The 23,337-nt window shown below is 59.9% G+C and carries 23 protein-coding genes; 10 read left to right on the forward strand and 13 right to left on the reverse strand.

Features of this window, described 5'->3' with window-relative positions; genetic code table 11:
• Positions 1-34: 34 nt before the first annotated feature.
• The 5 genes from B0E50_RS06875 to B0E50_RS17925 all read left to right on the forward strand — a co-directional run bounded on the left by B0E50_RS06875 (position 35) and on the right by B0E50_RS17925 (position 3,574).
• A complete protein-coding gene (locus tag B0E50_RS06875; protein ID WP_077440580.1) occupies positions 35-946 on the forward strand; it encodes a LysR family transcriptional regulator in 912 nt (303 codons plus the stop codon).
• 79 nt (positions 947-1,025) lie between these two features.
• Positions 1,026-1,505 carry a VOC family protein gene (locus tag B0E50_RS06880; RefSeq protein WP_077440445.1) on the forward strand — a complete coding sequence of 160 codons (480 nt, stop codon included), beginning with the start codon at positions 1,026-1,028 and terminating at the stop codon, positions 1,503-1,505.
• 10 nt (positions 1,506-1,515) lie between these two features.
• A complete protein-coding gene (locus B0E50_RS06885; protein WP_077440446.1) occupies positions 1,516-2,169 on the forward strand; it encodes a glutathione S-transferase family protein in 654 nt (217 codons plus the stop codon).
• A gap of 123 nt (positions 2,170-2,292) precedes the next feature.
• Complete coding sequence (locus B0E50_RS06890; protein ID WP_168170830.1) at positions 2,293-2,814, forward strand: isoprenylcysteine carboxylmethyltransferase family protein; 522 nt, start codon at positions 2,293-2,295, stop codon at positions 2,812-2,814.
• Positions 2,815-3,037: 223 nt separating this feature from the next.
• Positions 3,038-3,574 carry a GNAT family N-acetyltransferase gene (locus tag B0E50_RS17925; RefSeq protein ID WP_139350780.1) on the forward strand — a complete coding sequence of 179 codons (537 nt, stop codon included), beginning with the start codon at positions 3,038-3,040 and terminating at the stop codon, positions 3,572-3,574.
• Between the two features lie 141 nt (positions 3,575-3,715).
• Here B0E50_RS17925 and B0E50_RS06900 read toward each other — a convergent pair whose 3' ends face one another.
• Complete coding sequence (locus tag B0E50_RS06900) at positions 3,716-4,102, reverse strand: hypothetical protein (RefSeq protein WP_217343245.1); 387 nt, start codon at positions 4,100-4,102, stop codon at positions 3,716-3,718.
• Between the two features lie 48 nt (positions 4,103-4,150).
• On the opposite strand from B0E50_RS06900, the gene B0E50_RS06905 reads away from it, so the two are divergent.
• The gene (locus B0E50_RS06905) at positions 4,151-4,762 is read left to right on the forward strand and encodes a PadR family transcriptional regulator (protein ID WP_077440449.1); all 612 of its coding nucleotides are present in this window, start codon (positions 4,151-4,153) and stop codon (positions 4,760-4,762) included.
• Between the two features lie 43 nt (positions 4,763-4,805).
• Here the strand turns inward: B0E50_RS06905 and B0E50_RS06910 are convergent, their stop codons facing one another.
• The 3 genes from B0E50_RS06910 to B0E50_RS06920 form a co-directional block, all read right to left on the reverse strand.
• Positions 4,806-5,192: a DoxX family protein gene (locus B0E50_RS06910; RefSeq protein ID WP_077440450.1), complete on the reverse strand. Its 387-nt coding sequence runs from the start codon at positions 5,190-5,192 to the stop codon at positions 4,806-4,808.
• Between the two features lie 90 nt (positions 5,193-5,282).
• Complete coding sequence (locus B0E50_RS06915; RefSeq protein ID WP_077440451.1) at positions 5,283-6,155, reverse strand: NmrA family NAD(P)-binding protein; 873 nt, start codon at positions 6,153-6,155, stop codon at positions 5,283-5,285.
• A gap of 168 nt (positions 6,156-6,323) precedes the next feature.
• The gene (locus B0E50_RS06920; RefSeq protein ID WP_077440452.1) at positions 6,324-7,241 is read right to left on the reverse strand and encodes an SDR family oxidoreductase; all 918 of its coding nucleotides are present in this window, start codon (positions 7,239-7,241) and stop codon (positions 6,324-6,326) included.
• Between the two features lie 312 nt (positions 7,242-7,553).
• Here B0E50_RS06920 and B0E50_RS06925 point away from each other — a divergent pair, with 312 nt between their 5' ends.
• Positions 7,554-8,021, forward strand: coding sequence for a helix-turn-helix domain-containing protein (locus B0E50_RS06925; RefSeq protein ID WP_077440453.1), 468 nt, complete (start codon positions 7,554-7,556; stop codon positions 8,019-8,021).
• A gap of 114 nt (positions 8,022-8,135) precedes the next feature.
• Here the strand turns inward: B0E50_RS06925 and B0E50_RS06930 are convergent, their stop codons facing one another.
• The 3 genes from B0E50_RS06930 to B0E50_RS06940 all read right to left on the reverse strand — a co-directional run bounded on the left by B0E50_RS06930 (position 8,136) and on the right by B0E50_RS06940 (position 10,496).
• Positions 8,136-8,846 carry a YceI family protein gene (locus tag B0E50_RS06930; protein WP_139350781.1) on the reverse strand — a complete coding sequence of 237 codons (711 nt, stop codon included), beginning with the start codon at positions 8,844-8,846 and terminating at the stop codon, positions 8,136-8,138.
• 183 nt (positions 8,847-9,029) lie between these two features.
• Positions 9,030-9,347 carry a hypothetical protein gene (locus B0E50_RS17930; RefSeq protein ID WP_254427201.1) on the reverse strand — a complete coding sequence of 106 codons (318 nt, stop codon included), beginning with the start codon at positions 9,345-9,347 and terminating at the stop codon, positions 9,030-9,032.
• Between the two features lie 216 nt (positions 9,348-9,563).
• Positions 9,564-10,496, reverse strand: a complete 933-nt coding sequence (locus tag B0E50_RS06940; RefSeq protein WP_077440582.1) for a LysR family transcriptional regulator — start codon at positions 10,494-10,496, stop codon at positions 9,564-9,566.
• 72 nt (positions 10,497-10,568) lie between these two features.
• Between B0E50_RS06940 and B0E50_RS06945 the strand changes: the two genes are divergently transcribed.
• Both B0E50_RS06945 and B0E50_RS06950 read left to right on the forward strand, forming a co-directional pair.
• The gene (locus tag B0E50_RS06945) at positions 10,569-10,796 is read left to right on the forward strand and encodes a 4-oxalocrotonate tautomerase (protein ID WP_256364087.1); all 228 of its coding nucleotides are present in this window, start codon (positions 10,569-10,571) and stop codon (positions 10,794-10,796) included.
• A 183-nt stretch (positions 10,797-10,979) separates the two neighbouring features.
• Positions 10,980-11,375 (forward strand): DOPA 4,5-dioxygenase family protein, encoded by a 396-nt coding sequence (locus tag B0E50_RS06950; protein ID WP_077440456.1) that lies wholly within the window; start codon positions 10,980-10,982, stop codon positions 11,373-11,375.
• Between the two features lie 382 nt (positions 11,376-11,757).
• Here B0E50_RS06950 and B0E50_RS06955 read toward each other — a convergent pair whose 3' ends face one another.
• The 4 genes from B0E50_RS06955 to B0E50_RS06970 form a co-directional block, all read right to left on the reverse strand.
• Positions 11,758-12,438, reverse strand: coding sequence for a hypothetical protein (locus B0E50_RS06955; RefSeq protein ID WP_077440457.1), 681 nt, complete (start codon positions 12,436-12,438; stop codon positions 11,758-11,760).
• A gap of 301 nt (positions 12,439-12,739) precedes the next feature.
• Positions 12,740-13,579, reverse strand: coding sequence for a helix-turn-helix transcriptional regulator (locus B0E50_RS06960; protein ID WP_077440458.1), 840 nt, complete (start codon positions 13,577-13,579; stop codon positions 12,740-12,742).
• A 119-nt stretch (positions 13,580-13,698) separates the two neighbouring features.
• Positions 13,699-14,088 carry a nuclear transport factor 2 family protein gene (locus B0E50_RS06965; protein WP_077440459.1) on the reverse strand — a complete coding sequence of 130 codons (390 nt, stop codon included), beginning with the start codon at positions 14,086-14,088 and terminating at the stop codon, positions 13,699-13,701.
• A gap of 852 nt (positions 14,089-14,940) precedes the next feature.
• Positions 14,941-19,446, reverse strand: a complete 4,506-nt coding sequence (locus tag B0E50_RS06970) for an RHS repeat-associated core domain-containing protein (protein ID WP_077440460.1) — start codon at positions 19,444-19,446, stop codon at positions 14,941-14,943.
• 713 nt (positions 19,447-20,159) lie between these two features.
• Here B0E50_RS06970 and B0E50_RS06975 point away from each other — a divergent pair.
• Positions 20,160-22,439, forward strand: coding sequence for a choice-of-anchor tandem repeat GloVer-containing protein (locus B0E50_RS06975; RefSeq protein WP_168170831.1), 2,280 nt, complete (start codon positions 20,160-20,162; stop codon positions 22,437-22,439).
• Between the two features lie 297 nt (positions 22,440-22,736).
• Here the strand turns inward: B0E50_RS06975 and B0E50_RS18445 are convergent, their stop codons facing one another.
• The gene (locus B0E50_RS18445) at positions 22,737-22,865 is read right to left on the reverse strand and encodes a hypothetical protein (RefSeq protein WP_256364088.1); all 129 of its coding nucleotides are present in this window, start codon (positions 22,863-22,865) and stop codon (positions 22,737-22,739) included.
• 261 nt (positions 22,866-23,126) lie between these two features.
• Complete coding sequence (locus B0E50_RS06980; RefSeq protein ID WP_139350784.1) at positions 23,127-23,336, reverse strand: hypothetical protein; 210 nt, start codon at positions 23,334-23,336, stop codon at positions 23,127-23,129.
• Position 23,337: the final 1 nt, after the last annotated feature.

Raw genomic sequence — 23,337 nt, forward strand, 5'->3', positions numbered from 1 at the left:
ACCGAAAATCAGGATAGTTATGCACCGCACAGGCATGACCGAACTCGAAGTGGTGCTTGCCGTTACACGCTGCAGCAGCTTTCGCGGCGCGGCGCGGGAGCTGAACATGTCCACCACCGCCGTGAGCAGCGCGGTGGCCGGGCTGGAGGCGCGATTGCAGGTGCGCCTGTTCAACCGTTCGACGCGCAGCGTGGCCCTGACCGACGCGGGCCGGCGCTACGTGGAGCGCATCACGCCGGCGCTTGCAGAGATCCAGCGCGCCAACGAAGAAGCTGCCACCGAGCCCGATGCCCCCAGCGGTACCTTGCGCATCAACGCACCGCAGGGAGTGGCCACCTTGCTGCTGGAGCCGCTGTTCAGCCAGTACGCACAGCGCTATCCCCAGATGCGCATCGACATCGTGAGCGAATCACGCTCGATCGACATCGTTGCCGAGGGCTTCGATGCAGGCATCCGGCTGGCCGAATTCGTACCGCAGGACATGATTGCCGTACCGCTCTCCCGCGACACCCGCATGCTCGTCGTGGCAACGCCCGATTACCTGGAGCGCAACGGCACGCCCAGGCATCCGCGTGATCTGCTCAAGCACCAGAGCATCGGCATGCGCATGTCGCACGGCGGTCTCTATCACTGGGAACTGGAGCGCAAGGGCCAGAAACTGCAGATGGATCTGCCTGTGCGCATGGCTCTCAACGAGACGCCAGCCATCAAGCAAGCGGTGCTGCAAGGGCTCGGCATCGGTTTCATCTCGGAATGGTTCATCGAGCAGGAACTGACATCCGGTGCGCTGGTGCCCGTGCTCGTTCCCTGGTGCCAGCCGTTCGCCGGCCTCCGGCTTTACTACCCGGGCCGCAGGTTCGTGCCCGCGCGATTGCGCGCGCTGATCGAGCTGATTCATGGGCTGCGTCTGGCTACGGGTCGATCGCCGGTGATACAAGCGGGCTGAGTCACGTGTCGATCCGCACACCGGTCGTTCGTCGAAGAGAGTGAAGAACACCTCCCCGCCCCGAACCAGGAGAACCCACATGGTCAGCAAGAACACGATTTGCCTTTGGTATGACGGCACTGCCCTAGATGCCGCGACGTTCTACGCCAAGACGTTCCCGGATAGCGCCGTGGGCGCCGTCCATCGTGCGCCGGGTGACTATCCCGCCGGCAAGCAGGCTGATGTGCTGACGGTCGAATTCACGGTAATGGGCATCCCGTGCCTGGGTTTGAACGGTGGTCCCGGGGTTCCGCACACCGATGCGTTCTCGTTCCAGGTGTCCACCGACGATCAGGCCGAAACCGACCGCCTGTGGGACGCGATCATCGGCAACGGCGGCCAGGCCAGCGCCTGCGGCTGGTGCAAGGATCGCTGGGGCCTGTCCTGGCAGATCACCCCGCGCGTCCTGATGGCAGCAATCACCGACTCGGATCCCGCAGCAGCCAAGCGCGCGTTCGACGCCATGATGGGCATGGCGAAAATCGACATCGCCGCGATCGAAGCTGCCCGGCGTGGATGACAGCCTTCCCATGATCCCCACCATCACCGCCTTTGAACGATCGCCCGACCACGGCAGAGGACTCGCACGCGACATGCGCGTTCGCTGGGCACTCGAAGAAGTGTGCCAGCCTTATGAAGTTCGTCTTGTTTCGTTCAGTGCGATGAAGGAACCCGCGCATCGAGCGCTTCATCCCTTCGGGCAGATTCCTACCTATGAAGAAGGCGACCTCGCCCTGTTCGAGTCGGGAGCCATCGTGCTGCATATCGCGGAGCGCCATGCGGGCTTGCTGCCGGATGATGCGAATGCCCGGGCACGGGCGATCACATGGATGTTTGCCGCGGTCAACACGGTGGAGCCGCCGATCCTTGAACTCGTAACTGCCAAATTCCTGGAGGGCGACAGGCCCTGGAGCAAGGAGCGCCTGCCTCTGATTGCAGATCGCATCCGCGACCGGTTGAAGCAACTTTCCGCGCGCCTTGGCGATACCGACTGGCTCGACGGTGCGTTCAGTGCGGGCGACCTCATGATGGTCGGCGTGCTGCTCCGATTGAAAGCCTCGGGCATGCTGGACGAATACCCCAACCTCTCCGCCTATGTCTCCCGCGGTGAAGCGCGACCTGCCTTCAAGCGTGCTTTCGCCGATCAACTGGCGGTGTTTACTGGCGAACCTCAGACCGGCTGACAAAAGGACGTATGGTGAAATGACGATCGGCACTAGCCACCTCTCGATCCGGGCGCAACGCTGCATGCTTGGCACAGGAGTCGTGACATGAATCCTTTCGCATGGTGCTGGACGGTATGGCTGTTGATCTGGCTGGCCGCAGCGTTCCGCAACAAACGCACCGCGCGCCGCGAGAACCTGGCGTCGTGGGTCTTGCACATGCTGCCACTGGCGATCGCGGCTGCATTGCTTGCGGCCGACTGGACGCCTTGGCCGCTCCTGCAGCGGGAAGTTTTGCCTTATCAGGCGGCTTTCTACTGGATCGGTCTGGCGCTGACCTTCGGAGGGTTGGCATTTACGGTGTGGGCGCGCTTCCGCCTCGGCACGAACTGGAGCGGTTCGGTGCAGGTCAAGGCTGAACATGCGCTGGTGCGCAGCGGGCCATACCGATGGGTGCGTCATCCCATCTATACCGGCCTGCTGGCAGCCTTCCTCGGCACCGCGATTGCCATGGATCAGTGGCTCGGCCTGCTGGCGTTCGTGATCGTGCTGTCTGGCCTCTTTTACAAACTGCGCCTGGAGGAACGCTGGATGACCGAGACGTTCGGCGACGCTTACCGCGACTATCGCAAGCACTCCAAGGCGCTGATCCCAGGCATTCTCTGACGAGCAAACAATGGTGTCAGGCACAATTTCCTTGCTCAGATAGCCATCCAAAATTGTCCCTGACACCTTTTCGGTCGTCAGAGAGTGCCCTCCATCCGAGCACTACATCCGATCAGCCATGACCAGCTCCCACATCGTTCCAACCCTCGTTTTCGCCTGGCAAACAGCGCATTCCATCGCACGGGGATCCCCGCTCCCTGTTCACGATCGCGGAGGCTTCCGCGTGGATACCCACTCGGAAAAGGAACTGAAGCGCTGGGTATTTCCACGGCCATGCGATGGGTTGCGCGCAGTCGCACAAGACATTGCGGCTCCACGACATTTCCTGAAGCTGTGCGGCTCCAACGAAGAGCTGCGAAGTGCACTACCCGCTCGTTGGGAAGTCCAGCCAGAAAACTATTTCATGATGTCGGCAGCGACCATCCTCGATACAAGGCCCTTGCCGCATGGATACAGGATGGAGCTCGATCATGCCGGACCTGTCGCTCGGGCTCGCGTCATCGCACCGGACGGCGATCTGGCTGCAAGCGGATGCGCGGCAGAAGCCGCAGACGTCTTCATCTATGATCGAATCGAAACTGCGCCGGATCACAGGCGGAAGGGATTGGGCATCGCGGTGATGATCGCTCTTGGGACTGCGAGGAAATCTCTCGCAAGCCCGCAGCTTCTGGTCGCGACGGAAGATGGCCGCAACCTCTATGCAAGCCTTGGCTGGACGGTACTCGCGCCATTCGCCACTGCAACCATTCCGGAAAGTTGAGCCTGTACACGGATTGATCCAGCGCTCCGGTCACGCTCACTGCCAGCAAGGGCGTTGGACTTGCCGCGTATCGCAAACCAGCCGACCTCCCGACTGAAGGTCGCTGGTCGGCCCCGCACCAAACGACAAGTTGGCACGCCTCTATCCCGGATTGACTTTGGCACCCGGCACCAGCCGCGCGCCCAGCGCTACCAGCGGTGCAAGCGTGACAAGGAATGTCAGGTGGTACCAAACCGGAAATTTGTTCCAGATGTGGATGTGGTCCGGCACAAACAGCGCAAGCATCACCAATCCGACGATCCATGGGGCCACGCTTGATCGCGTGATGGTACGTACCAGCGCACCGGCGGCGAGGCTCGAGAGCGCACCGATCGAAAGACGCGCGATTTTCATGCCGAGCGTGAACAGCATCGCCGGCTCGGCCTGCGCATAGCCCGGTAGCCACCATCGCAAGCCAAAGTTCAGGACTGTTACCACGACAACCCAGGCTACCAGCCCGCCGATGCCCCCCGCGATCGCACGCCACATGTGCCTTCTCCCGTTGCATTAGTTTAATTAGACTAATATGATTTCACCATGAAGGCAAAACTCCTCATCCTCGGCGTGCTGCATCGCGGGAACTTCCATCCTTACGAGATCAAACGCCGCCTGGAGAACGCGATGGTGGAGTGCTACACCGACGTGGAGGTGGGGACGCTCTACTACGCGATCCGGCAAATGGATAAAGAGGGTCTGATTTCGACCGTGTCCCACCAGCGCGTGGCCCGCGGCGGCATGCGCACGGTCTACAAGATCACCGCGAAGGGAAAGACCGAGTTTATGGACCTGCTGCATCGACAATTCGAGCAAGACGGTCCGGTATCACAGACGCTCTATGGCGCGCTCCTGTTCCTGCACCTGAGCGACCTCGCCCTCGTCCAGGATCTCATCCGTGACCGGATTGCGCGCCTCGACGAACAGATCGCCAAGCTCGGTCCGATCCGCAAGGAACTTCGTCCCGTGCTATCAACAGGCGGCGAACACCTGCTGCGTCATCTCGATCAGCAGCGGCGCCTCGATCGCGACTGGCTCAAAGGTCTGCTCACGGACGTCAAGGCACGTCGCGTGCGCGACGTCGCGGACCCAAAACGCCTCGCGATTGACAAGGATGGCCGGGGCATCGATGGCACCGCCAAACTGCCGCGCTAGCTGTATTGCGGATTCCGGTCGAGTTGGACACCGATTACGGCAATCACTGAACGTGCCGCTGGTGTTGATCCATGGCTGGTAACGCCATCCGCTTGCGCAAGCTTGTCCATCCGACCACAAGTGACAATGTCGCCGCGACGAGTGGCGGCACAGCGTGCCCGTGTTCGCCGTGGATGATGACCGTCGCGAGGGCGGCAAGCATGACCGTGCAGCCGAGCGCCGCGCCGAGCAGGCGACTCGGCGCCCTGAACAGCAGAATGGCTGCAGTGAGCTCCAGCGATCCGCTCACGAAGTGGAACCAGCGCGGGTACCCCCATTTCAGGTATTCCTCGTAGATGGATCCCGGGGCGAAGATGTTGGTGAGTGAACCCACGACGAAGAAAGCGGCAAGAGCTAGAGGCAAGACCTGGCGCCAGGAAATTTTAGACATTTGTCCGACCTCAGATGATGAGTTTGCTGCCGAAGGGATGCGACCTTCGAGGTAGATCCCGAAAGTCGCATCCGTGGCTGATCCGCGGACCTACGCCGTAGCGGCCTTCCGGGCCGCCGCGAAGACATCGCGGGCGAATGTCTTGCCAGGGACGTGCTCCGCACCCTCGACTCCGAGAGCCATCCAGCCTGAGTTGACAGCGTCGAACATCGCCTCGGCCGGTCCCGTCTGGCCCTTCGGAATGCCGAGCTGCTCGAACGCCGCCGGCCACCCGGCCCGCGGGATCGCAAAAGCTTGGACGTCGACCTTCAGGACTTCACCCAACTGCGTAGCCACTTCATCCGCGCTGACCATCGAGCCGAGCTCGATGAACCGATGCCCCGACCATGCCGGCCCGGTCAGAAGCGCTGCGACTTCGGCGCCGATATCATCGGTCGCGACCATGGTCGATTTCCGATCTGTCGGGCTGTAGTAGACAGGGAGCGTGCCACCCTGGGCCACATGCAAGCCGTAGAGGAAGTTTTCGAAAAACCCGCCAGCGCGCACATAAGCAATCGGCAATGTCAGGCCGCGAAATCCTTGCTCCAGAAGCGACAGGGCCGTGATCATCCCCACTCCACTGGTTCTGTTTGCGCCCATGGACGAGAGTGCCACCACCCGCGGCGGTGCTGCCCGGGCAAGCGCATCGACGTAGTTTGCAATCACCGCTTTCGCTTCCCTGTAATCAGGTGAAGGTGCCCATACCGCTGGCAACATGACAAACGCGCCTTCGACATCCCTGAGCGCCATCTCGATGGCTGCCGAATCATTCCAGTCGCCGTCCACCAGCTGCACGCCTTCGTCGGCCCACTTCGCCGCCTTTCCGCGATTCCGGACCAGCGCACGTACCTCCTTGCCTTGCGCCAACAGATGTCTTGCCGTGGCGCCGCCAACTTGTCCCGTAATTCCCATGACTAAAAACATGAACGTTCTCCTGATCTTTAGGATCCTTGTATGTAAAAGCCAACTGACAGGCAGGAATTCCTGCCGATACGCTTCAGTTGGTGTAAGTGATTCCGGACCATCGCCCCGCCCAATCCTCAGGCGGTGAAGCCGCGCCAGGCGCGACCCACCTGCTGCACGAAGGCCGGCTTATGCGTGGCTCGAAGCATCGCCGGTGGCCTGCTGGTTGCGCACAAAAACCGTGATCGTGGTTTGGAAAGGAGTGGTCGGCCGCCCGATCAATCGGGCAAGCTCGCCGCCGTCATCGAACAGCGCTCCCTTGGCCACACCCGAATCGGTGTCGGACAAGATCCTCGCGACCATCTCCGGCGCGCCAGCTTGCAACGCTGCCGATCGAAACTCTTCAGGCGTCATATTCTGGTAGGCGAACGGCTTGCCCGATGCTTCGGCCACCAGAGCGACGAGCTCGGCCAGCGTGAAGGATGCATCGCCCGCCAGCTCATAGATGCGACCAGCATGGTCACCGCCGGCCAGTACGGTCGCCGCAGCCCTGGCATAGTCGGCACGCGCTGTGGAGGAGATGCGTCCATCTCCCGACGCGCCCATGAGGACGCCATGCTTCAAGGCGAGCGGCAGCCGCCACGTATAGACCTCTGTGTACCAGCCGTTGCGCAGAAGCACGAACGGCACGCCGGCTTCCGCCAAGGCCGCTTCCGTGTCGCGATGCTCTTCAGCGAGGAACAGCGGTGACGTGTCCGCGTGGAGGATGCTGGTGTAGGCGATCAGACCGACGCCGGCATCCTTCGCGGCGTTGATGACGTTACGGTGCTGTGCCTTGCGCTTGCCATTCTCGCTACTGGAGACAAGGAGAAGCCGATCCACGCCCGCAAGCGCGCTTGCCAGCGTTTCCGGTCGGGAATAGTCGGCGGCGCGAACCTCTACACCTTTTTCGCGAAGCGCATTTGCGGTCCCCTCATCCCTGGCCGGATCACGCATACCCGCGACGATGGTGCTGGCGGGCACCATCTCGAGCAGCGTGTCGATGACGAGCCCGCCAAGCTGGCCGGTAGCGCCAGTGACGAAGAGCTTCGGCGTGATGGGCATCATGGTGCTCCCTTGATCTTCAGGATTTGTGTACGTAAAGGCCAACTGACAGGCAGGAATTCCTGCCGATACGCCTCAGTTGGAGCAAGTGATTGCAGACCATCGCCATGCTCAATCGTCAGGCGGCGAAGCCGCGCCAGGCGCGATCCGTCTGCATGTCGGAGCCAGTGACAGCAAAGCGGCCGGGAACAGATGGGGACATCGAGACTTCGTGAGCGGGAGACTTGTTACTTGAGGCAGGTCTACTATAGAGACCGCCTCCGAGTGGCGTAAGGAGGCACTTTTTTGTAACCAGCAGATCCCGAGGCATTCCGCATGAGCAACGCATCGAGCGCCATCGAAAGATTCAGCCGATATCCGTTGGGCGAGTCCCAGTCCGTGCACTGCCCGGTGCGCGACGTGCTCGACCGTATCGGCGACAAATGGAGCATGCTCATGATCATGGCTCTCGCGATGCGACCGCACCGCTTCAGCGAACTTCACCGCGCTGTGCATGACATTTCCAAGCGCATGCTCACCCAGACCTTGCGCGATCTGGAGCGCGACGGATTGATCACCCGCCACCTCTTTCCGACCAAGCCGCCGAGCGTTGAATATCGTCTGGCCCCGCTAGGCCAATCGCTGCTGGACCCGATGGCGGGTCTCATCGAGTGGGCGGACCGTTGCCATGGCGACATCCATGCCGCACGTGCCCGCTTTGACGGCACGCCCCGTGACGTTCCACACCAGGTTTTCCCCGCTCGATCGAAGGTGCCGACTCACAGCACCAACCGGCAGCGGTAACCAGCTCAACCCGGCACGCGGTCACTCCCTGCCCGCACCAGCAGATTCGTCCGGCTTCAAAGTGGCGCTAGTGCACGCACTGAGCGCCAACACCGTCAACGCGACACTTACAGTCTATGAGTGCGACTTGCCGCCAGCCGTCGCCAACGGCGGCCCACTGAACTCGACCTCGATGGACACGTCGATCGAGTCGCCCACACCCATGGTGGTGCCCGGGGCGGGTACGCCGTATCCCATGCCGAAATCCGAGCGTTTGAAGGTTCCATGCGCGGAGAACCCGATGCGAGCGTGAGGGTCCATGTTGGCGATGCCTGCATACCCTCCATTGTATGTGCCGGTCAGTACCAGGGGGCGCGTGATGCCGTGCAGATCCAGGGTGCCCGAGATCTCAAACGATTTGGCGCCGGTCATGCGGATTTTTTCCGAGCGGAAGACGATCGTGGGAAACTTTTTGGTATCGAGGAACTGAGGCCCTTGCACGATATCCACACACATCTTCGGTGCCGCATCCATTTCCAGCGACGCGGCGTCGACGGTGGCCACAAGCCTGGATGCAGGTATGTTGCTTGGGTCGAACGTCAATGTCGCATCGAAGCGGCTGAACCGCGTGGTGTAAGTCGAGAATCCCATATGGCTTACACGAAGTTGCAGACTCGCGTGGGCCTTGTCGATCTGGTACATGCCCGCGGGTGCTGCCATCGCAGGCGGCATGGCAGGTTGCGCAGACGCGTCGGCAGCGCGGGACATGGCGCAATACACGCCAAGCAAGGCAACAACCGAGCTGGCGGCAAGCCGCCGCGAAACGGTTCGGATCGTGTTGTTCATGACAAGTCATTCCGTATGAGTTGATGTGTCCCGATCAGGGTTGCCAGCGGGTGGTTGCCGCTCCTGTTCGCATGTCGGTCTGCGGTGTCGTACGTCTCATCTGCGTACTCTTCCAACCATGCGACGAACGACTCGCGGCCAAATCGACACAAATCGATGGCTGCGGTTTTAGTGCCGGTCCACTCAAACACCATGCATCAGCCCATTTTTGCTTGCCACCATGGCGGCTTTCCCCAACGTCTGCTCGCCCACCTGATCGAGGATGTAGCGCGACGCGCAGGCTGCGTCATGGATCGTCTTGCCAAGTACGGGCAGACTCCGCTCATCCAGGTGGTCAGCACCGCCGGTCGAAATCACATCGCCATGTGCAGCCGAATCAAAAGGGACGGAGGTAGTTATCCGCGTTCGATTACCTCCGTCCCTTAATTCGGCAACAACGCCAGGGTGCATCGCTTTTGCATTACTGCTGACCAAGCTAACGGGTGCTTTCGCCCTTGTCATGGATGGCTCTTGGCATGGCCATCTGAATAAGCGGCTCAAACTGACCCCGTTTTTATCTCGACCGCGCAAAACGATGGGTCGAGCGCGGATATGAAAGAAAGATTGAGGGCTGCCGTGGACCGCTAGGCGACGCCTTTCTTGCGCCAACGCAAGATGATCTTGGACTTCTGATTGAGTTTCACGTCCTGCCCCAAGGCACTGTCGCGAATGCACATGCTACCGCCCAAAATCCGTAGCTGTTGTCATCGAAGGGATCGAAGGATCGGCACCGAAACGAGCCATCAGAAAATCGACCACGCTTCGTAGCTTTGCCGTGGGACGGCGATCCTGCGGGTAGACCAGATACATCGGCGATGGTGAGAGCGACCAGTCGGGTAGCACAGGTATCAAACGGCCTGCAGCCAGATCGTCGGCCAGTACGACATCCGGCTGCAACACGATGCCCACACCGCTCAAGGCGGCGATGCGCAGCGCGTTGCCCTGATTTGCGACGAAGCGACCTTGCACAGCGACGCTGCAAGTGGCGCCATCGGGCCCCACCAAACGCCAACGATCATGGTGCCGCCAGTACGACAGACCGAGGCAAGCGTGCGTGCTGAGCTCTTCGGGGTGCTGGGGCTGACCATGGCGCGCAAGGTAACTCGGTGCTGCGGCTAGCCGTCTGCGGTAAGGCTGCAGTGGCCGCGCCACCAAGCCGGTGTCGTCGATATCACCGATATGGATGCCCAGTTCATAGCCTTCGTCGACGAGGTCGAGCTTGCGGTTATCCAGTGTCAGCTCCACGCTGACCTCGGGATGGCTTTCCATAAAGTCGGCCAACGCCGGCACCAAGCTATGGCTACCGAAACTCACTGGCGCAACCAGTCTCAGTTGACCGCGTGGGCTCGCCTGCAGCTCCAAGGCACTCGCTTCAGCCAACTCCACCTCAGCCAGCACCTGTTTGCATCGTTCGTAATAAAGCCGCCCAATGTCGGAGAGCTGCTGCCGCCTGGTGGTGCGATAAAGCAGGCGTGCACCAAGGCGCTGCTCGATGGTCCGAATGTGCTTGGCAACCATGGTCGCCGAGACCTGGCTGGCCTCGGCGGCGGCGCTGAAACTGCCGCTTTCCACGACCCGTACGAACATTTCCATACTGGCTAGCTTGTTCACCATTACAAACCTTTAGGTTTTGTATGAGTCAAATCATGGCATGTTTATCCAACTATTGGTCATGGGCACCATGTGCGCACTGCCTCCCTGCGGAGGTGTTCACGGAGAAACCCCATGCCTACCCTGCACCTGGAAATGCACCCCGGTCGCACGCTGGAACAAAAGCGCGCCTTTGTGCGTGAAGTAACCCGCGTCACCGTCGAAACCCTGACCTGTCCGCCAGAAAGCGTCGATGTCGTGATCACTGAAGTGCCGCGCGAACATTGGTCGAAGGGTGGCAAGCTGGTGGCGGATACCTGAGCCAGCGACGGCGTGCCCATGATTTGTCCTAGCGGACGCAAGCATCGGCAAGTTCGACAGCAACCAGGTCGAGCTTGCCAGAGTCAAGCGGGTACGATGCCATCGGAAATGCCGCGAGCAGACAGGTACAACGGACCATCATGGTCCGTTCCACGCACTGTCGAACCACATAAGGTAGAAGGAATGAGTGATAAAAACGCGCCCTATCACGCGCATATCTATTACGGCGCCGAAACGCGAGCCCAGGCGGAAACCTTGCGTCACCGCCTGAGCCAGCTGATGGTGTCCGGCGAGATGCCACAGCTTCTCTTTATCGGCCAGCTCAAGGACTACAAGGCCGGCCCGCATCCCATTCCGCAATTTGAATTTCATTACCTGAAAGAAGCGCTGCCCGCCGTGCTCCGTCTCATTGAGGATTCGGGACTAACGGCCCTGGTGCATCCACTTACCGATGACGACTTGGCTGACCACACCAGCTTGGCCCACTGGATTGGCAGCCCCATCGAACTCGACCTGACCACGCTCGATCCACCGGGCAAGAATCAAGGCGTCGCGCGTTTCGGGAAAGCGGATTTCTAGGCCTGTTAGGCCGACGCGGCACATCCAAGTGCACTCTATCTACCGATCGCCGCGTCGGACGCAGAGGCCATGAAGAGCCGCTGACAGCATGGCCATGAGTCGCATCTGAAAAACGGGGTAAGGTTCACTTGCATCCTGCCTAAGAGTGAACCTGAACCCGTTTCAGGCCAGACGACATCCACTTCCGACTGTGGATTCAACCGGTCACTGCAACGGCTTGGTGAAATCGTTCGGCCGGAGTTTCGAGCCTAGCGCTCGCTGCTGCTGATGCGCTCCAGAATGCGGCGAAGGTGTGCGGAAAAAATGGTGTCAGGGACGATTTAAGAGCTGCCGATAATTGTCCCTGACAGCTTTCCGACACCTTTTCCACTCTGGTTTCCATTCACACCACCTGCCGGCGACGCAAGATATCCGCGTGATAGCGCTCCTCGGGAGCATTGAGGTACGGCAACACGTGGCTGGCCGTCAGCCAGGAAACGCCAAAGGCCGTCAGCGCCGCCGCTTCGGCATAAAAGAACAGCCAAGGGAAATGCGTATCCAGCCAATCGTTGTGCAGGAGCATATCCAGGACGATATCTATCAGCAGGATCGCGATGGCGCCCATGATTGCCACCGCGCACAGCAGGTACACGCCCATGCGCCGCTTCGCCTCGCGCGCGGATTTCATGCGGGCTTTCCGAAAGAACGCTATGCAAAAATACGTCAGGATCACGAACAGTACCCCGCCGGCAACGTAGTGCAGCGTGGCGTGGCAGCGCGGCCAAACGATCTTGGTCGGATCGGATGGGAAAAGTGAAGTGCCGGCGGCAGCAACGGCAGCGACCTTAGCCATAACCAGATCCAGTGGCCTGTCACCGTTGTAGGCCGAAATCAGCGCGGCGATCGCGATCAATGCGCCGACAAAAAAGTTCCGAGGCCAGTCCCCGGCCCAGTAGGACCCGCTAACTGAAGGCAGTACGTGGCCGGCGGCGAACCTAACCAGCCACGGCAAGAGAACCGCGATCGTGCCGACCCACAGCTTGATCGTAAGGTGGTCGATTTCATGGAAGCTTCGGTTGTTCACGGATGCGGGTCCTTCTCAAGGTATTGATTTCCACCCAGAACTGAGCCGGTTTTCATCGAAACGTGAGCCGCCGGTTGCGGGGCAGCTTAGCTCAGAGGTTGAGTGCACGGGTGTCCTTGACCTTCTTTCATGCGTCGCGGGCATCGTGCTGGAAGCGCTATTTAGGGACGGGGTCGCGTCTAATTCCACGTCTTTATTTAAGTGAACCCGACCACTTTTTCCCATGCGCTCTCAAATTGTCCCTGACACCTTTTCCTCTGCCTAAAAGAAGTGCACTCTGACCCGGGTTCTCGGATTGGCGTCAAGGCTTCTTCGCGCCCGCCATCAGCTCGCGATGCTGCGCATCGGTCCGATCGTCCGCCGGATACAAGCACTCGATGCGCAACTCCTGCGTCGCGATAGTCTGTGGCGTGCCGACCGTGGTCACCATCGAAAAATAGTTGAGCGTGCGGCCGCCCCTGACGAAGCTCAGCGGAATCATCGGCAGCGTCGGTTCCGGTATCGCCGCGTCGGCCGGCTTCAGGGCATCCTCCACTTCGGGGTAGGCCATCAGCGTGGTGAGCAGATCCCAGGTGCGTTCGTCGATCACCTGCCCCACCGACTCGCGATGCACGCGCTGGATCAGGCTCTTCGCGGTGCGATCCCAGTGCGCGATGAACGGGCGCAAGCCGGCGGGATCGAACATCAGGTGCAGCAGGTTGCGTGGCTTCGGTCGCGCCTCGAGATCGATGAACATGTTGAAGAAACGCGGTGCCGATGCGTTCGTCATGAACACGTTCCAGTAGCGGTCCATCACCACCGCGGGAAACGGCTCGTGCTGGCGCAGCACACGCTCCAGCGCGGCGTTCACGCTCTTCATCTCATCGGCGTTCCAGGCATCCTCGCCGTAGATCGGCGCGAAACCCGCGGCCAGCAGCAGGCGATTGCGATCGCGAAACGGCACTTCCAGTCCCTGCGCGATATTCATCAGGGTCTGCCGGCTCGGCGCGCTGCGGCCGCTCTCGATGAAACTGAGGTGGCGCTGGGACACGCCGGTATCCAGCGACAATTCGATCTGGCTCTTGCCGCGTGTGCCGCGCCAGTAACGAAGCAGTTCGCCCAGTTCGCCGCCGACGGCAGCTTCAGTTGGTCGGGTGGTCATGCGATATCACCTGGGTAGCCCGTTCAAAGGAATCAACGCTGGATGCATCATGCGATGCCAGGATGCGTGCCGGGAACCGAATACACGCATCCTGGCATCGCATGATCCTCCGCGTTGCATCAGAACTCGATCGGACCGACCGAACCGAGCCAGCGACGGACCTTGGCGGGATCCTTCTCGTCCATGTAGAAAAAGTGCGCCATCGTAGGCCGTACGACCGGTAGCGCAGGATCGTCGAAGGCCATCCGCACGTTGCCATGGAACACCTTGAGCGAGCCGCCGTCCCAGTACTCCACGACATCGTGGTGTGCGGTGAAGCCGCGATCGATGAACTGGCGAAGGTTCTCGCGGATGGCGTCGCGGCCGTGCCAATCGGCCACACCGAGGTTGCAGACGGCATCGTGCGCGAAGCAGTCGAAGCCCTTGCCGAAGGTCTTGTCGTCGATCTCCTTCCAGAAATCGAGCAGCCACTGAGGCGGGTCTTTGCGGGTGAAAGTCATCGTGGTCATCGCATCTCTCCTGAGCATCTGGATGGGCACCTGACAAGGTGCCTGGAATTACCCGAATGTCAGTCGATGCGCATCGTTTCGTCGGGCGTGGCGCCACTATCGGCGACATGCCGCCCGCCAGCAATGACGTGCGAGGTAATAGAGACGCGTCAAAATCCTTGCTGGCCCGTCAAAACAAGAAATGGTGTCAGGGACGATTCAAGAGCTGCCGATAATTGTCCCTGACACCTTTTTCTGCGTGGTCGTTGCATCTGAAGCATCCGCATGAGTGCGCCCCTCAGATGATTGCATACAGCAATCGATCACGATGACCAAACGCTACAAAGAAGAACGCCCGCGCAAGGCGGCCGTTCTTTTCGGATATCGGATGATCAGTTTGAGGTGACGAGCGTCTTTTGAGCGCCGTCGCCATTCAAAAATTAGAAACCGCCCGGCTTGTAGTTTTTTAGATGTTCAATGGCAGGTTGGTACCCTTGACTCGCTGCCCTACGAAGCCAATACATCGCCCTTCGTTGATCTTCCGGAGATTCTCGTCGAGACAATAAACCGTACGCGGTGTATTCGCAATTCGGATCACCGTTTTCAGCGCCAATGATTGCCCACTGAAGTGCGAGTTCGAGGTTCAAAGTCACATTTGAATAGAACCTAGAAAGTTTGAGTGCAGCGTCACCGGAGCCATCGAGGGCCTGCGCGCTTAGGCTGGATACTTGTTGAGTACTCAGCACGAACTCTTGTTCCGCAAAGGGTGGCGATGATGGAGCGGCCGCTTGATAGCTGTACGACAATGGTGCTGTCGAAAAACATATCAGCCCGATCAAGAAACTTAGTGTTGATTTCATACAGCTACTCACCTCAGTTCTTTTGGGGGCTGAAAGTATTCATGGTGCCTGGAGCACTCAGATCTATGGAGATATTCGTGGGATTTATTCCAGTCTGATCCCACTGAACCGGCCCATTAGCGCCGAGCGCCCCTGCCACTGTGAACGTTCCGTTTGATTGAAACCAACCAAACGTATTCGGCGCTTGAACAGGGGCTCCTAGATCATTCGCCAAGAACTGAGCATACGGAGTCGGCGCATAGGGCTTGCCGGGATTGCGACCGGTATTGCAAGAAAGCAGTCGCACGGGTTCGCCCAGCTTGTACGATTTGTCGCGCTTAATCAGTTGAGCAAGCTCACTTGGATAAAGCGGGTTTCCGTTCGCATCAACCATATCGAGAGGGTTTCCGTGCGCTCCGACCGTATAAACATCAGCCGGGCTTTGGTAGTTATTCGCACCCGTCCAATCGTCCGTATTTTTCGGGAACATATTTAAGTTCACCTGCAAGCCAAGCGGGTCGAAGTAGCTCAGCGGATCATTGCCGACATAGGCATACATACTGACTCCACCATTGAGCCCGATCGGATCACTCTGCAGATACCGCCCCGTCGCCGGCTCGTAGTACCGCGCCCCGTTGTACATCAACCCGGTTTCCACATCGTAGTACTGCCCCGGAAACCGCGTGTAGAAGTTACCGGCACCACGGGTCGGCTGTTCACCAAACGCATTGTTGAGCCACGGCCACTGATAGGTGCCCACGGCCTGCGTATTGGCGATCGCGCGGATGGTGCCCAGCTGGTCCGCGTAGTCGTAGTTGATACCAGGCGCCGCCTTTCCTGCGTCGGTCGCCGAGGCCACCGGGATGCCATCCAGGTACACGTATTCGCGATAGTCGGTCGCGAAGTATTCGCCGTAGAGGTTGCCTGTGCCTGTCGGGTCATAGATCGTCGCCGCCTGCCCGATGGACGGAGAAGTGATCGTGCGCCACACGCGCACGCCCTGACCGTTGTACTGATACGAACCGATCGTGCTGCCGCCGCTGGTGACCGTGGTCAGCAGGTTGCGGTCGTCGTAGCCCAGCCCCACCAGCGCGCCATTGGGGTCGGTCATGGCGGTGGTATTGCCATTGGCATCGGGTAACCGCGAGGCACTGCCCACGGCCGTGAGTCGATGGCTGCCGGTTTGATAGCCGTAGGTGAGGGTGCCCTGCCCGGCCACGGTCTTGGTCAGCCGATCCCCGGTGGGGCCGTAAGTGAAGCTTTGTTCGGCCACGCCGTTGGGATCATCCAGCTCGCTCAACCGGTTCAGCGGGTCGTAGCGGTAGCTCTCGCTGAGCGGGTTGGCCCCCGGCGCCGTGCCCTCCGCGCCGATCCGGCCCATCGTGTCGCGCTGGAAATGCAGGGTCAGCGCGTTGCTGGTGATATCGGTCAGCGCGTAGTTCTGGTCGTAGGTGCGTTGCACGGCCTGGCTGCCTTGTGCCCACGAGTAACCGGTCACCGGACCGAACGGGGCATAGGACACCGCCGTGATCAGCGGCGTCAGGGTGCTGTTGGTGTAGCTGCCATACGGCCCCGGCTGCTGCAGGTAGCCGATCGTGGCCATCCGGCCATCGCTGTCGAACCCGTACTTCAGCTCGAAGCCCGACGGGTATTGCAGGTACTGCAGGCGCCGTCCGGCGGTGTAGGCATACCCATGCAGGTAGCTGACATTGGTCGTGGTGGTGCCCACCACCTGCTTGATGGTCTGGTTCACCTCGCGGATATCGCCCTGGTTGGTGTAGCACCAGGCGGTGGTACCCGAAGCATCCGTCATGCCGGTGAGGTGGCCGATGTTGAAGTTGGTCGGGCAGCCGGTGATCGGGGTCGCCTGGTCGTAGACATAGGTGACATTGAGGCCGGGATGGGCCGGGTAGATCTTGCCGGTCAGCCGGTTCAGCCTGTCATAGGTGTACTGGGTGACGACGCCGCGTGCATCGGTGTGCTGGGTGCGATTGCCCGCTGCGTCGTACAGGTCGCCGGACGATCCCCCCGACGTGCCGCTATCGGGACTTTGCAACGCCGTGAGATTGCCGAGGCCGTCGTAGGTGTAGTTGGTGGCCAGTCCACTGGGGTCCAGCACGGCGGTCACGCGGTCCAGCGCATCGTGGGTCACGCTGGTGGCGGTGTTCTGGGTCGCCGGGTCGGTGCCCTGGTAGTTCTCGATCGTGCTGTTCAACCGATTCAGCGCGTCGTAGCCCTGCTGGCGCTGGATGCCCAGCGCATCCTTGCTCAGCACGAGATTGCCGTTGGCGTCGTAGTTGCCGCTGCCGCTGGCGTCGAACACGGTGTGGTTGAGCCCATCGAGCACCGTGGTGAGCTGGCCCAGGGTATTGAAGGTACGGCTGAGGCTTTTATGCAACGTGCCGGTGCTGTCATAGACCTGCTCGCCGGTTTTATCGCCGGCGGCATCCAGGGTGTACTGGACGTAGTTGCCCTGGGCATCGGTGATGCGGGTCAGGCGATGGGCCGTGTCGTAGCCGTAGCTGGTGGTGACGTTGTCGGGATCAGTGATCGAGGCGACCGCACCGTACGGTGTGTAACCGATCGTGGTGACGGCGCCGCCCACGCTGCGTGAATGGAGCCAGCCACGCGGCGTGTAGGTCAGGTCGGTATTGACGCCATTGGCGTCGGTGACGCGGGTAGGACGTCCGGCGCCATCGTAGGAAACGACCGTGGTGATGTGACCCAAGGCATCGGTCACCTGATACAGATCACCCGGCTGATGGCAGGCACTTCCCGGTGTGCCGCAACCCGAAGCGCTGCTGCCCAGGTAGTAGCTGTAGGTCGTGGTCTGGGTCAGGTCGGTGCGTGGCCCGGTGACGGAGAGCAACAATCCGACGAGCGGGCACTGAGTCGTATCGACAGCGGTGCAGTAGGTGTAGGTCCAGCGACGCACACCTGTCGGCGGTGTGCCACTGGCGGCGCAGGTATAGGACACCGCCGGATCGATCTCGCAGCGGGCCAGCGGCTGGCCGGCGGTGTTGTAGACCCAGGCGGTCGAGGCGACGGCGGTACCGCTCGCATTGAGCACGGCGCGGGTCAGGGGAACGCGAAGCGTCGTGTTCCAGGTGAGGTTGGTGGTGCGCTGGCTGGGCGTGCCGGAGGCATCGATCTGCTGATCAAGCAGGCCGTTGGCATCGTAAGTCGTTTTTGTAATGTTGCCGTTCCAATCTGTCGCAGAAGCCGGATAGCCGTTGGTGTCGAACGTGGCCGCGGTGTTAGGTTGGCCACAGGCTGGACCGCAGGGAGCACTGACCGAGTTCGCGTGAACGGAACCATTAGGCGTCACGAAGCCAAGGGTCGTTTGGGCACCCAGCGGGTATGTTACCGACGAAGTCCCGTTACTGTTGTAAACCACCTGCGTGTCATCGACACCCCCAGCCAGTTGCGACGAGCTCGCCCGTCCCTCACTGTCGTAGCCGATGCTGGTAAAACGGTTGCCCACCTCATCGATGTCGCCGGTCAGAGCATTGGGAAGATTCGTCCCACCCGTCAGCGTGCTTTCGTTGTAGACGTACTGACGAAAGGTGCTATCCGGATAAGTTACTTTGGTCAAGTTGCCATTTGAATCGTAGGCATAGCTCAGCACGCCGCCATCGGGCAATGTCACCTTCGAAATGTCGCTGCTACTGTTATAAACAAAAGACAGCTGCCTACCTTTCGGATCGGCCACCGTCAATAAAAGCCCGGTGACCGGAGCAACTGTCGCGGGGGTTGTCGTCGTGCTGTAAGTTAACGTTGTAGTTTGTTGATTGGTATCCTGGATGGTAATCAACTGCCCACTGGCGTTGAAATTTTCGTAGTGACGCGTGGCCGCCTCAAAATACGTCCATCCAGTGATGGTGCCGGAACTCACTGTCGAGGTGAGCGTATCAGCGACATCGGGGTCAGCAACCCAACTCGTACCACTTATTGTGAAGGTGACTTGGCGGCCATCAGGGCGAAAGACGACTGCGGTGGGTGACGCATAAGCCAAACTGCGATCAAAATTATGTCGCCAGTGCGCCCCCACGTTGGCGGTGACAACCTCCGTCTGACTGTTGTAGTAGCGGCTGAAGCGGAGTCCGCCAAGTCCAGCGTCTACATCCACGTCCTCTCTATATTCATTGCCCGTGCCCATGTTGATGGGATCCGCGGCGCCCGAAAGAATGGGATTACCTTGGCAGTTGCAAGGTGAGCCAGCGTTCTTATGGGCATTTCCTGGAGACGTTGGGTCCGTGTAGTAATACTCCGCCCCACCCACTCCCGTATCCAGCCAGTAAAAGCCAGCCCAAACCGTTGGATACGATTGATAAACGCAAGCTTTGTAGATCGGATACCCGTTAGTAGGGTCCGGTGCGTAATACAACGACCTGACCCACGCCAGCTCAACCTGACAGGCCGCATAGGCGGCAGATTGTTCTTGGTATTCGGCCATCGAGTCAGCTTTCGCTGTCGACGAAGTAGCATGCAGCACTATGGCAACAATGAACAGAATGAGATATTTGGCCGAGCGCGTCATTTGGTCCCCTTGGCTTGCCCCTTACCGCTGCTGATATCGAACCGCATAGCTGACGCACGACATCAGAAACAGTCCCCCCGAACAAAAATCCATTGAGTTTCCCGGATGACTCGCTTCCAAGCGATGGCTCGGTTCACGGGAAACTCATGAGCCATCACACCAACGCGTTTTATAATAGGCCAATGAATCGTTGAGGTGGCCTTAGGCGCTGTCAGAACCTACAGGTTCGCCCGAAAGCGCATCTCTCTATCGTTGCCAAGAAGTCGCCCAAGCTGACCGAGTATCTGCCGCATGACCGATGCTCGGACAAAGGGCGACTTCGTGGATTGTTGAATGGATACATCTTGGCGCCCGGCCCCCTCAGGCGCCATTTTTTTGGGCTGTGCAAAACCCTGCGCGCACGGGACTTAACTGCGCACACCGATGCGGCGAATGCTCCATCAAGGAAGAGCTCAGAGACATTTCCAACGCTGAAAAAAAGTTTCTGACACCTTTCCCCCATTGATAATACTTGTGGCGTAAGCTTCTTGCGTGACAGGATGGCGCAGGGGAATCTTGGTCATACCACCAAGGGGTCGCAATTCATTGCGATCCACGCTCCGCGTGTGACTTGAGGGAAAGTTAGGCGAGGCCATGGATGACAGACGACAGAGCCCAGGCTTGCAGCTCACGGATGCGTGTATCCGTGGATGCGCAGTGCGCGGCTATCGGCCATGTCCTTTCGTTGTCCCAGGTTTCGCTCACGCGCATTCACCAGCGTGGCGTTGCCGCGCGCTCGCTTCAACACCAACACCGGGAACAACATGGAACAGATGAACAGGGACAACATGGAACAGATGAATAAGAGCAAGGTGGTCCGGCCGCGCACCCTGCGCATGACGCGCATCGCGGCGACGTTGCTGGGGGCACTTGGGTATGCTGTGGTCTCATCGACGGCCGGCGCAACGACGACGACATCGCCGACCTTGCTCGCGGCCCTGCCGGGCGGCACGGGCCTGAGTACGCCTGTCGGGCACCTGCTGCAAGGCAGCGACGGCAACCTGTACGGCGCCGCCATGCATGACAACAGCACCAATTCCGGTGGTGTCTTCCGCGTCTCGATGACGGGCGCTTATACCGATTTCTACGATATCAACCCCGCGGCGCAGCAGCAGCCTTTCGGCGGCTTGTTCCAGGCCGGCAACGGCGAGCTCTATGGCACGCTGGTCACCACGGACAGCGGCCCCGCACCTGGCGGCGCCGTCTACAGCCTCACCACGGGCGGCTTGTACGACAACGTGCACACCTTCGCCAGCGCGACCTCGTCTGGCCTGAACTGGTACAACAGCGATGGCGCTTTGCCCGAAACGAGCCTGGTGCAAGGCCCGGATGGCACGCTCTATGGCGTGACCTACAGTGGCGGTGAGTCGGGCGCAGGCACGCTCTACTCGATCAGTTCCGCCAACAACTTTTCGCTGCTCTATACCTTCGATCCAACCGGCACCATGACCGGCACCCATCCCAATGGATCACTCGTGCTCGGCAGCGATGGCAACCTGTATGGCACCACGATGAGTGGTGGTGACAATGGTACGGGCACGATCTACCGCGTCACGCCGGGCGGCAGCATCGCGCAGATCTTCTCGTTTCCCTCGGGCGGCACTGGTAGCTGCAGCGCCGCCGAATTTGCCGGCGCCGATGGTACGTTGACGGCTGGCGCCAACGGCAAGCTCTATGGCGTGCTCTGCTCGGCGGGTACCAACGCTGCCGGGCTGATCTACAGCTTCGATCCCGCCACGACTACATTCACTGCCTTGCACGATTTTGGTGCTGGTTCGCAAGGCAACGTCACTGGCTGGGGTCCCAATGGTCCGCTGGTGCTGGGCGCGGACGGCAACCTTTATGGTTCGACCGGCGCGGGTGGCACCTATGACGACGGCGCGATCTTCGAATTGGCGCCGGATGGTTCGTCGTACAAGGTGCTTTACAGCTTCAATGGCACCGATCCACTGGGCTACTATCCCCGATCGCTGGTGTTGGGCGCGGACAACAACCTCTATGGCACGACCACGCTCACAGGCAGCGGCAACAATGGCGCAGTCTTCCGCTTTCCGTACATGGCGCCCAACGATCTGGTGATGACCAATGCAAGCGCCAGCTCGCTCGACGTTCGCCTGATCAACCAGGCAGGTGCGCAGCAAGTGTTGCAGACGGTCGCGAAAGGTTACTACCCAGTCGCCGTGGCGGATTTCAACGGTGACGGCTTCCAGGACATCCTGTGGACCAGCGCCAACAACGATCTCTACATGTGGCTGGGCGGCAGCAGCGGGGGCACCGGCTTCACATCAGTTTACATGGGCAAGTATCCGGCGGGCTGGAGCGTCACCGGTGCAGGCGACATCGACGGGGACGGCAAGACCGATCTCTACTGGATCAACACCAGCACACATCAATTTGGCTACTGGCTGATGGATGGCACGACCACCAAGAGCACGTACAGCACCTCATACACGCCGGGTTATTACCCGATCGCGGAAGGCGATTTCAACGGCGACGGCAAACTGGACGTGCTCTGGAGCAGCGCCAATAACGACCTTTACATGTGGACCAGCAACGGCACCAGCGGCAGCAGCCGTTTCACCGGGGTCTATGCCGGCTCGTATCCGGTCGGCTGGAAGCTCGTTGGCATCGGCGACCTCGACGGTGACGGCAAGAGCGACCTGGTATGGATGAAGACCGATGGATCCCAGTGGGGCTATTGGCTGATGAACGGTGTCCAGCGCAAGTCCATCGTAACGGTGTCGAACGCGGGCGCGGAATCCACCACCATTGTCGCCGTCGATGACTACAACCACGACGGCCTTGCCGATCTGGTGTGGAGCAACGGCAGCAACCTGATCCTGTCGACCAACGCGGGCACGTGCGCATCGCAGTGCACCTTCACGCCGACCACGCTCGCGGCACCTGCCGCAGGCATGACGGTCTTCAAGAAGAACGTGCCCAACACGCCCTAAGCGAAACGGCAACGATGAAGCGGGACGTACCCGCTTCATCGTTGCCGCATCTTTCAATCTGCATCGATGCTGCCGCAAGAATGGTGTCAGGGACAATTTTAAGGCCGCCTAGCCCTTGGAAAATTGTCCCTGACACCTTTTTTTACCAAAGCCGATGTCGCAAAGATGTCTGGCAAATACGGCCTTTATTTACTTGTCGCGATACTCGGGCTTGTCTTTGTCGGGCAAGTCAGTCGAAAGAAACCAGCCATCAAGCCTCCGCCTTTGCCAAAATAAGCAACAGAAAAGAAGTCAGGTTCATTTACCCATTCGTAATAAATGAACCTGACCCCTTTGTTCCTTGCCGAAGGTCTTGTCGTCGATCTCCTTCCAGAAATCGAGCAGCCACTGAGGCGGGTCTTTGCGGGTGAAAGTCATCGTGGTCATCGCATCTCTCCTGAGCATCTGGATGGGCACCTGACAAGGTGCCTGGAGTTACCCGAATGTCAGTCGATGCGCATCGTTTCGTCGGGCGTGGCGCCACTATCGGCGACATGCCGCCCGCCAGCAATGACGTGCGAGGTAATAGCGAGGCGTCAAAATCCTTGCTGGCCCGTCAAAACAAAAAATGGTATCAGGGACGATTCAAGAGCTGCCGATAATTGTCCGTGACACCTTTTTCTCTTATTTTCACCAGCAAGTGACGCCTTACAACGACCACGGCGTCAAGTCGGCTTCATGGATCTCTGTTGATGACCCATCTTCAAATTCAACGGTGTAGACGGGTCCCGGGGGAAATTGGTCGAAATAGGGCCCAGGCCTGCTCTCGAAAATGCCAACGATCCAGGCTTTACGCCGCGGTACTTGTGGGTTCGATGCTTCCGATGCCCACACAATATCGTCATAGGTGAATTTCATA

The sequence above is a fragment of the Rhodanobacter sp. C01 genome (genome assembly GCF_002001045.1).
Taxonomy (GTDB): domain Bacteria; phylum Pseudomonadota; class Gammaproteobacteria; order Xanthomonadales; family Rhodanobacteraceae; genus Rhodanobacter.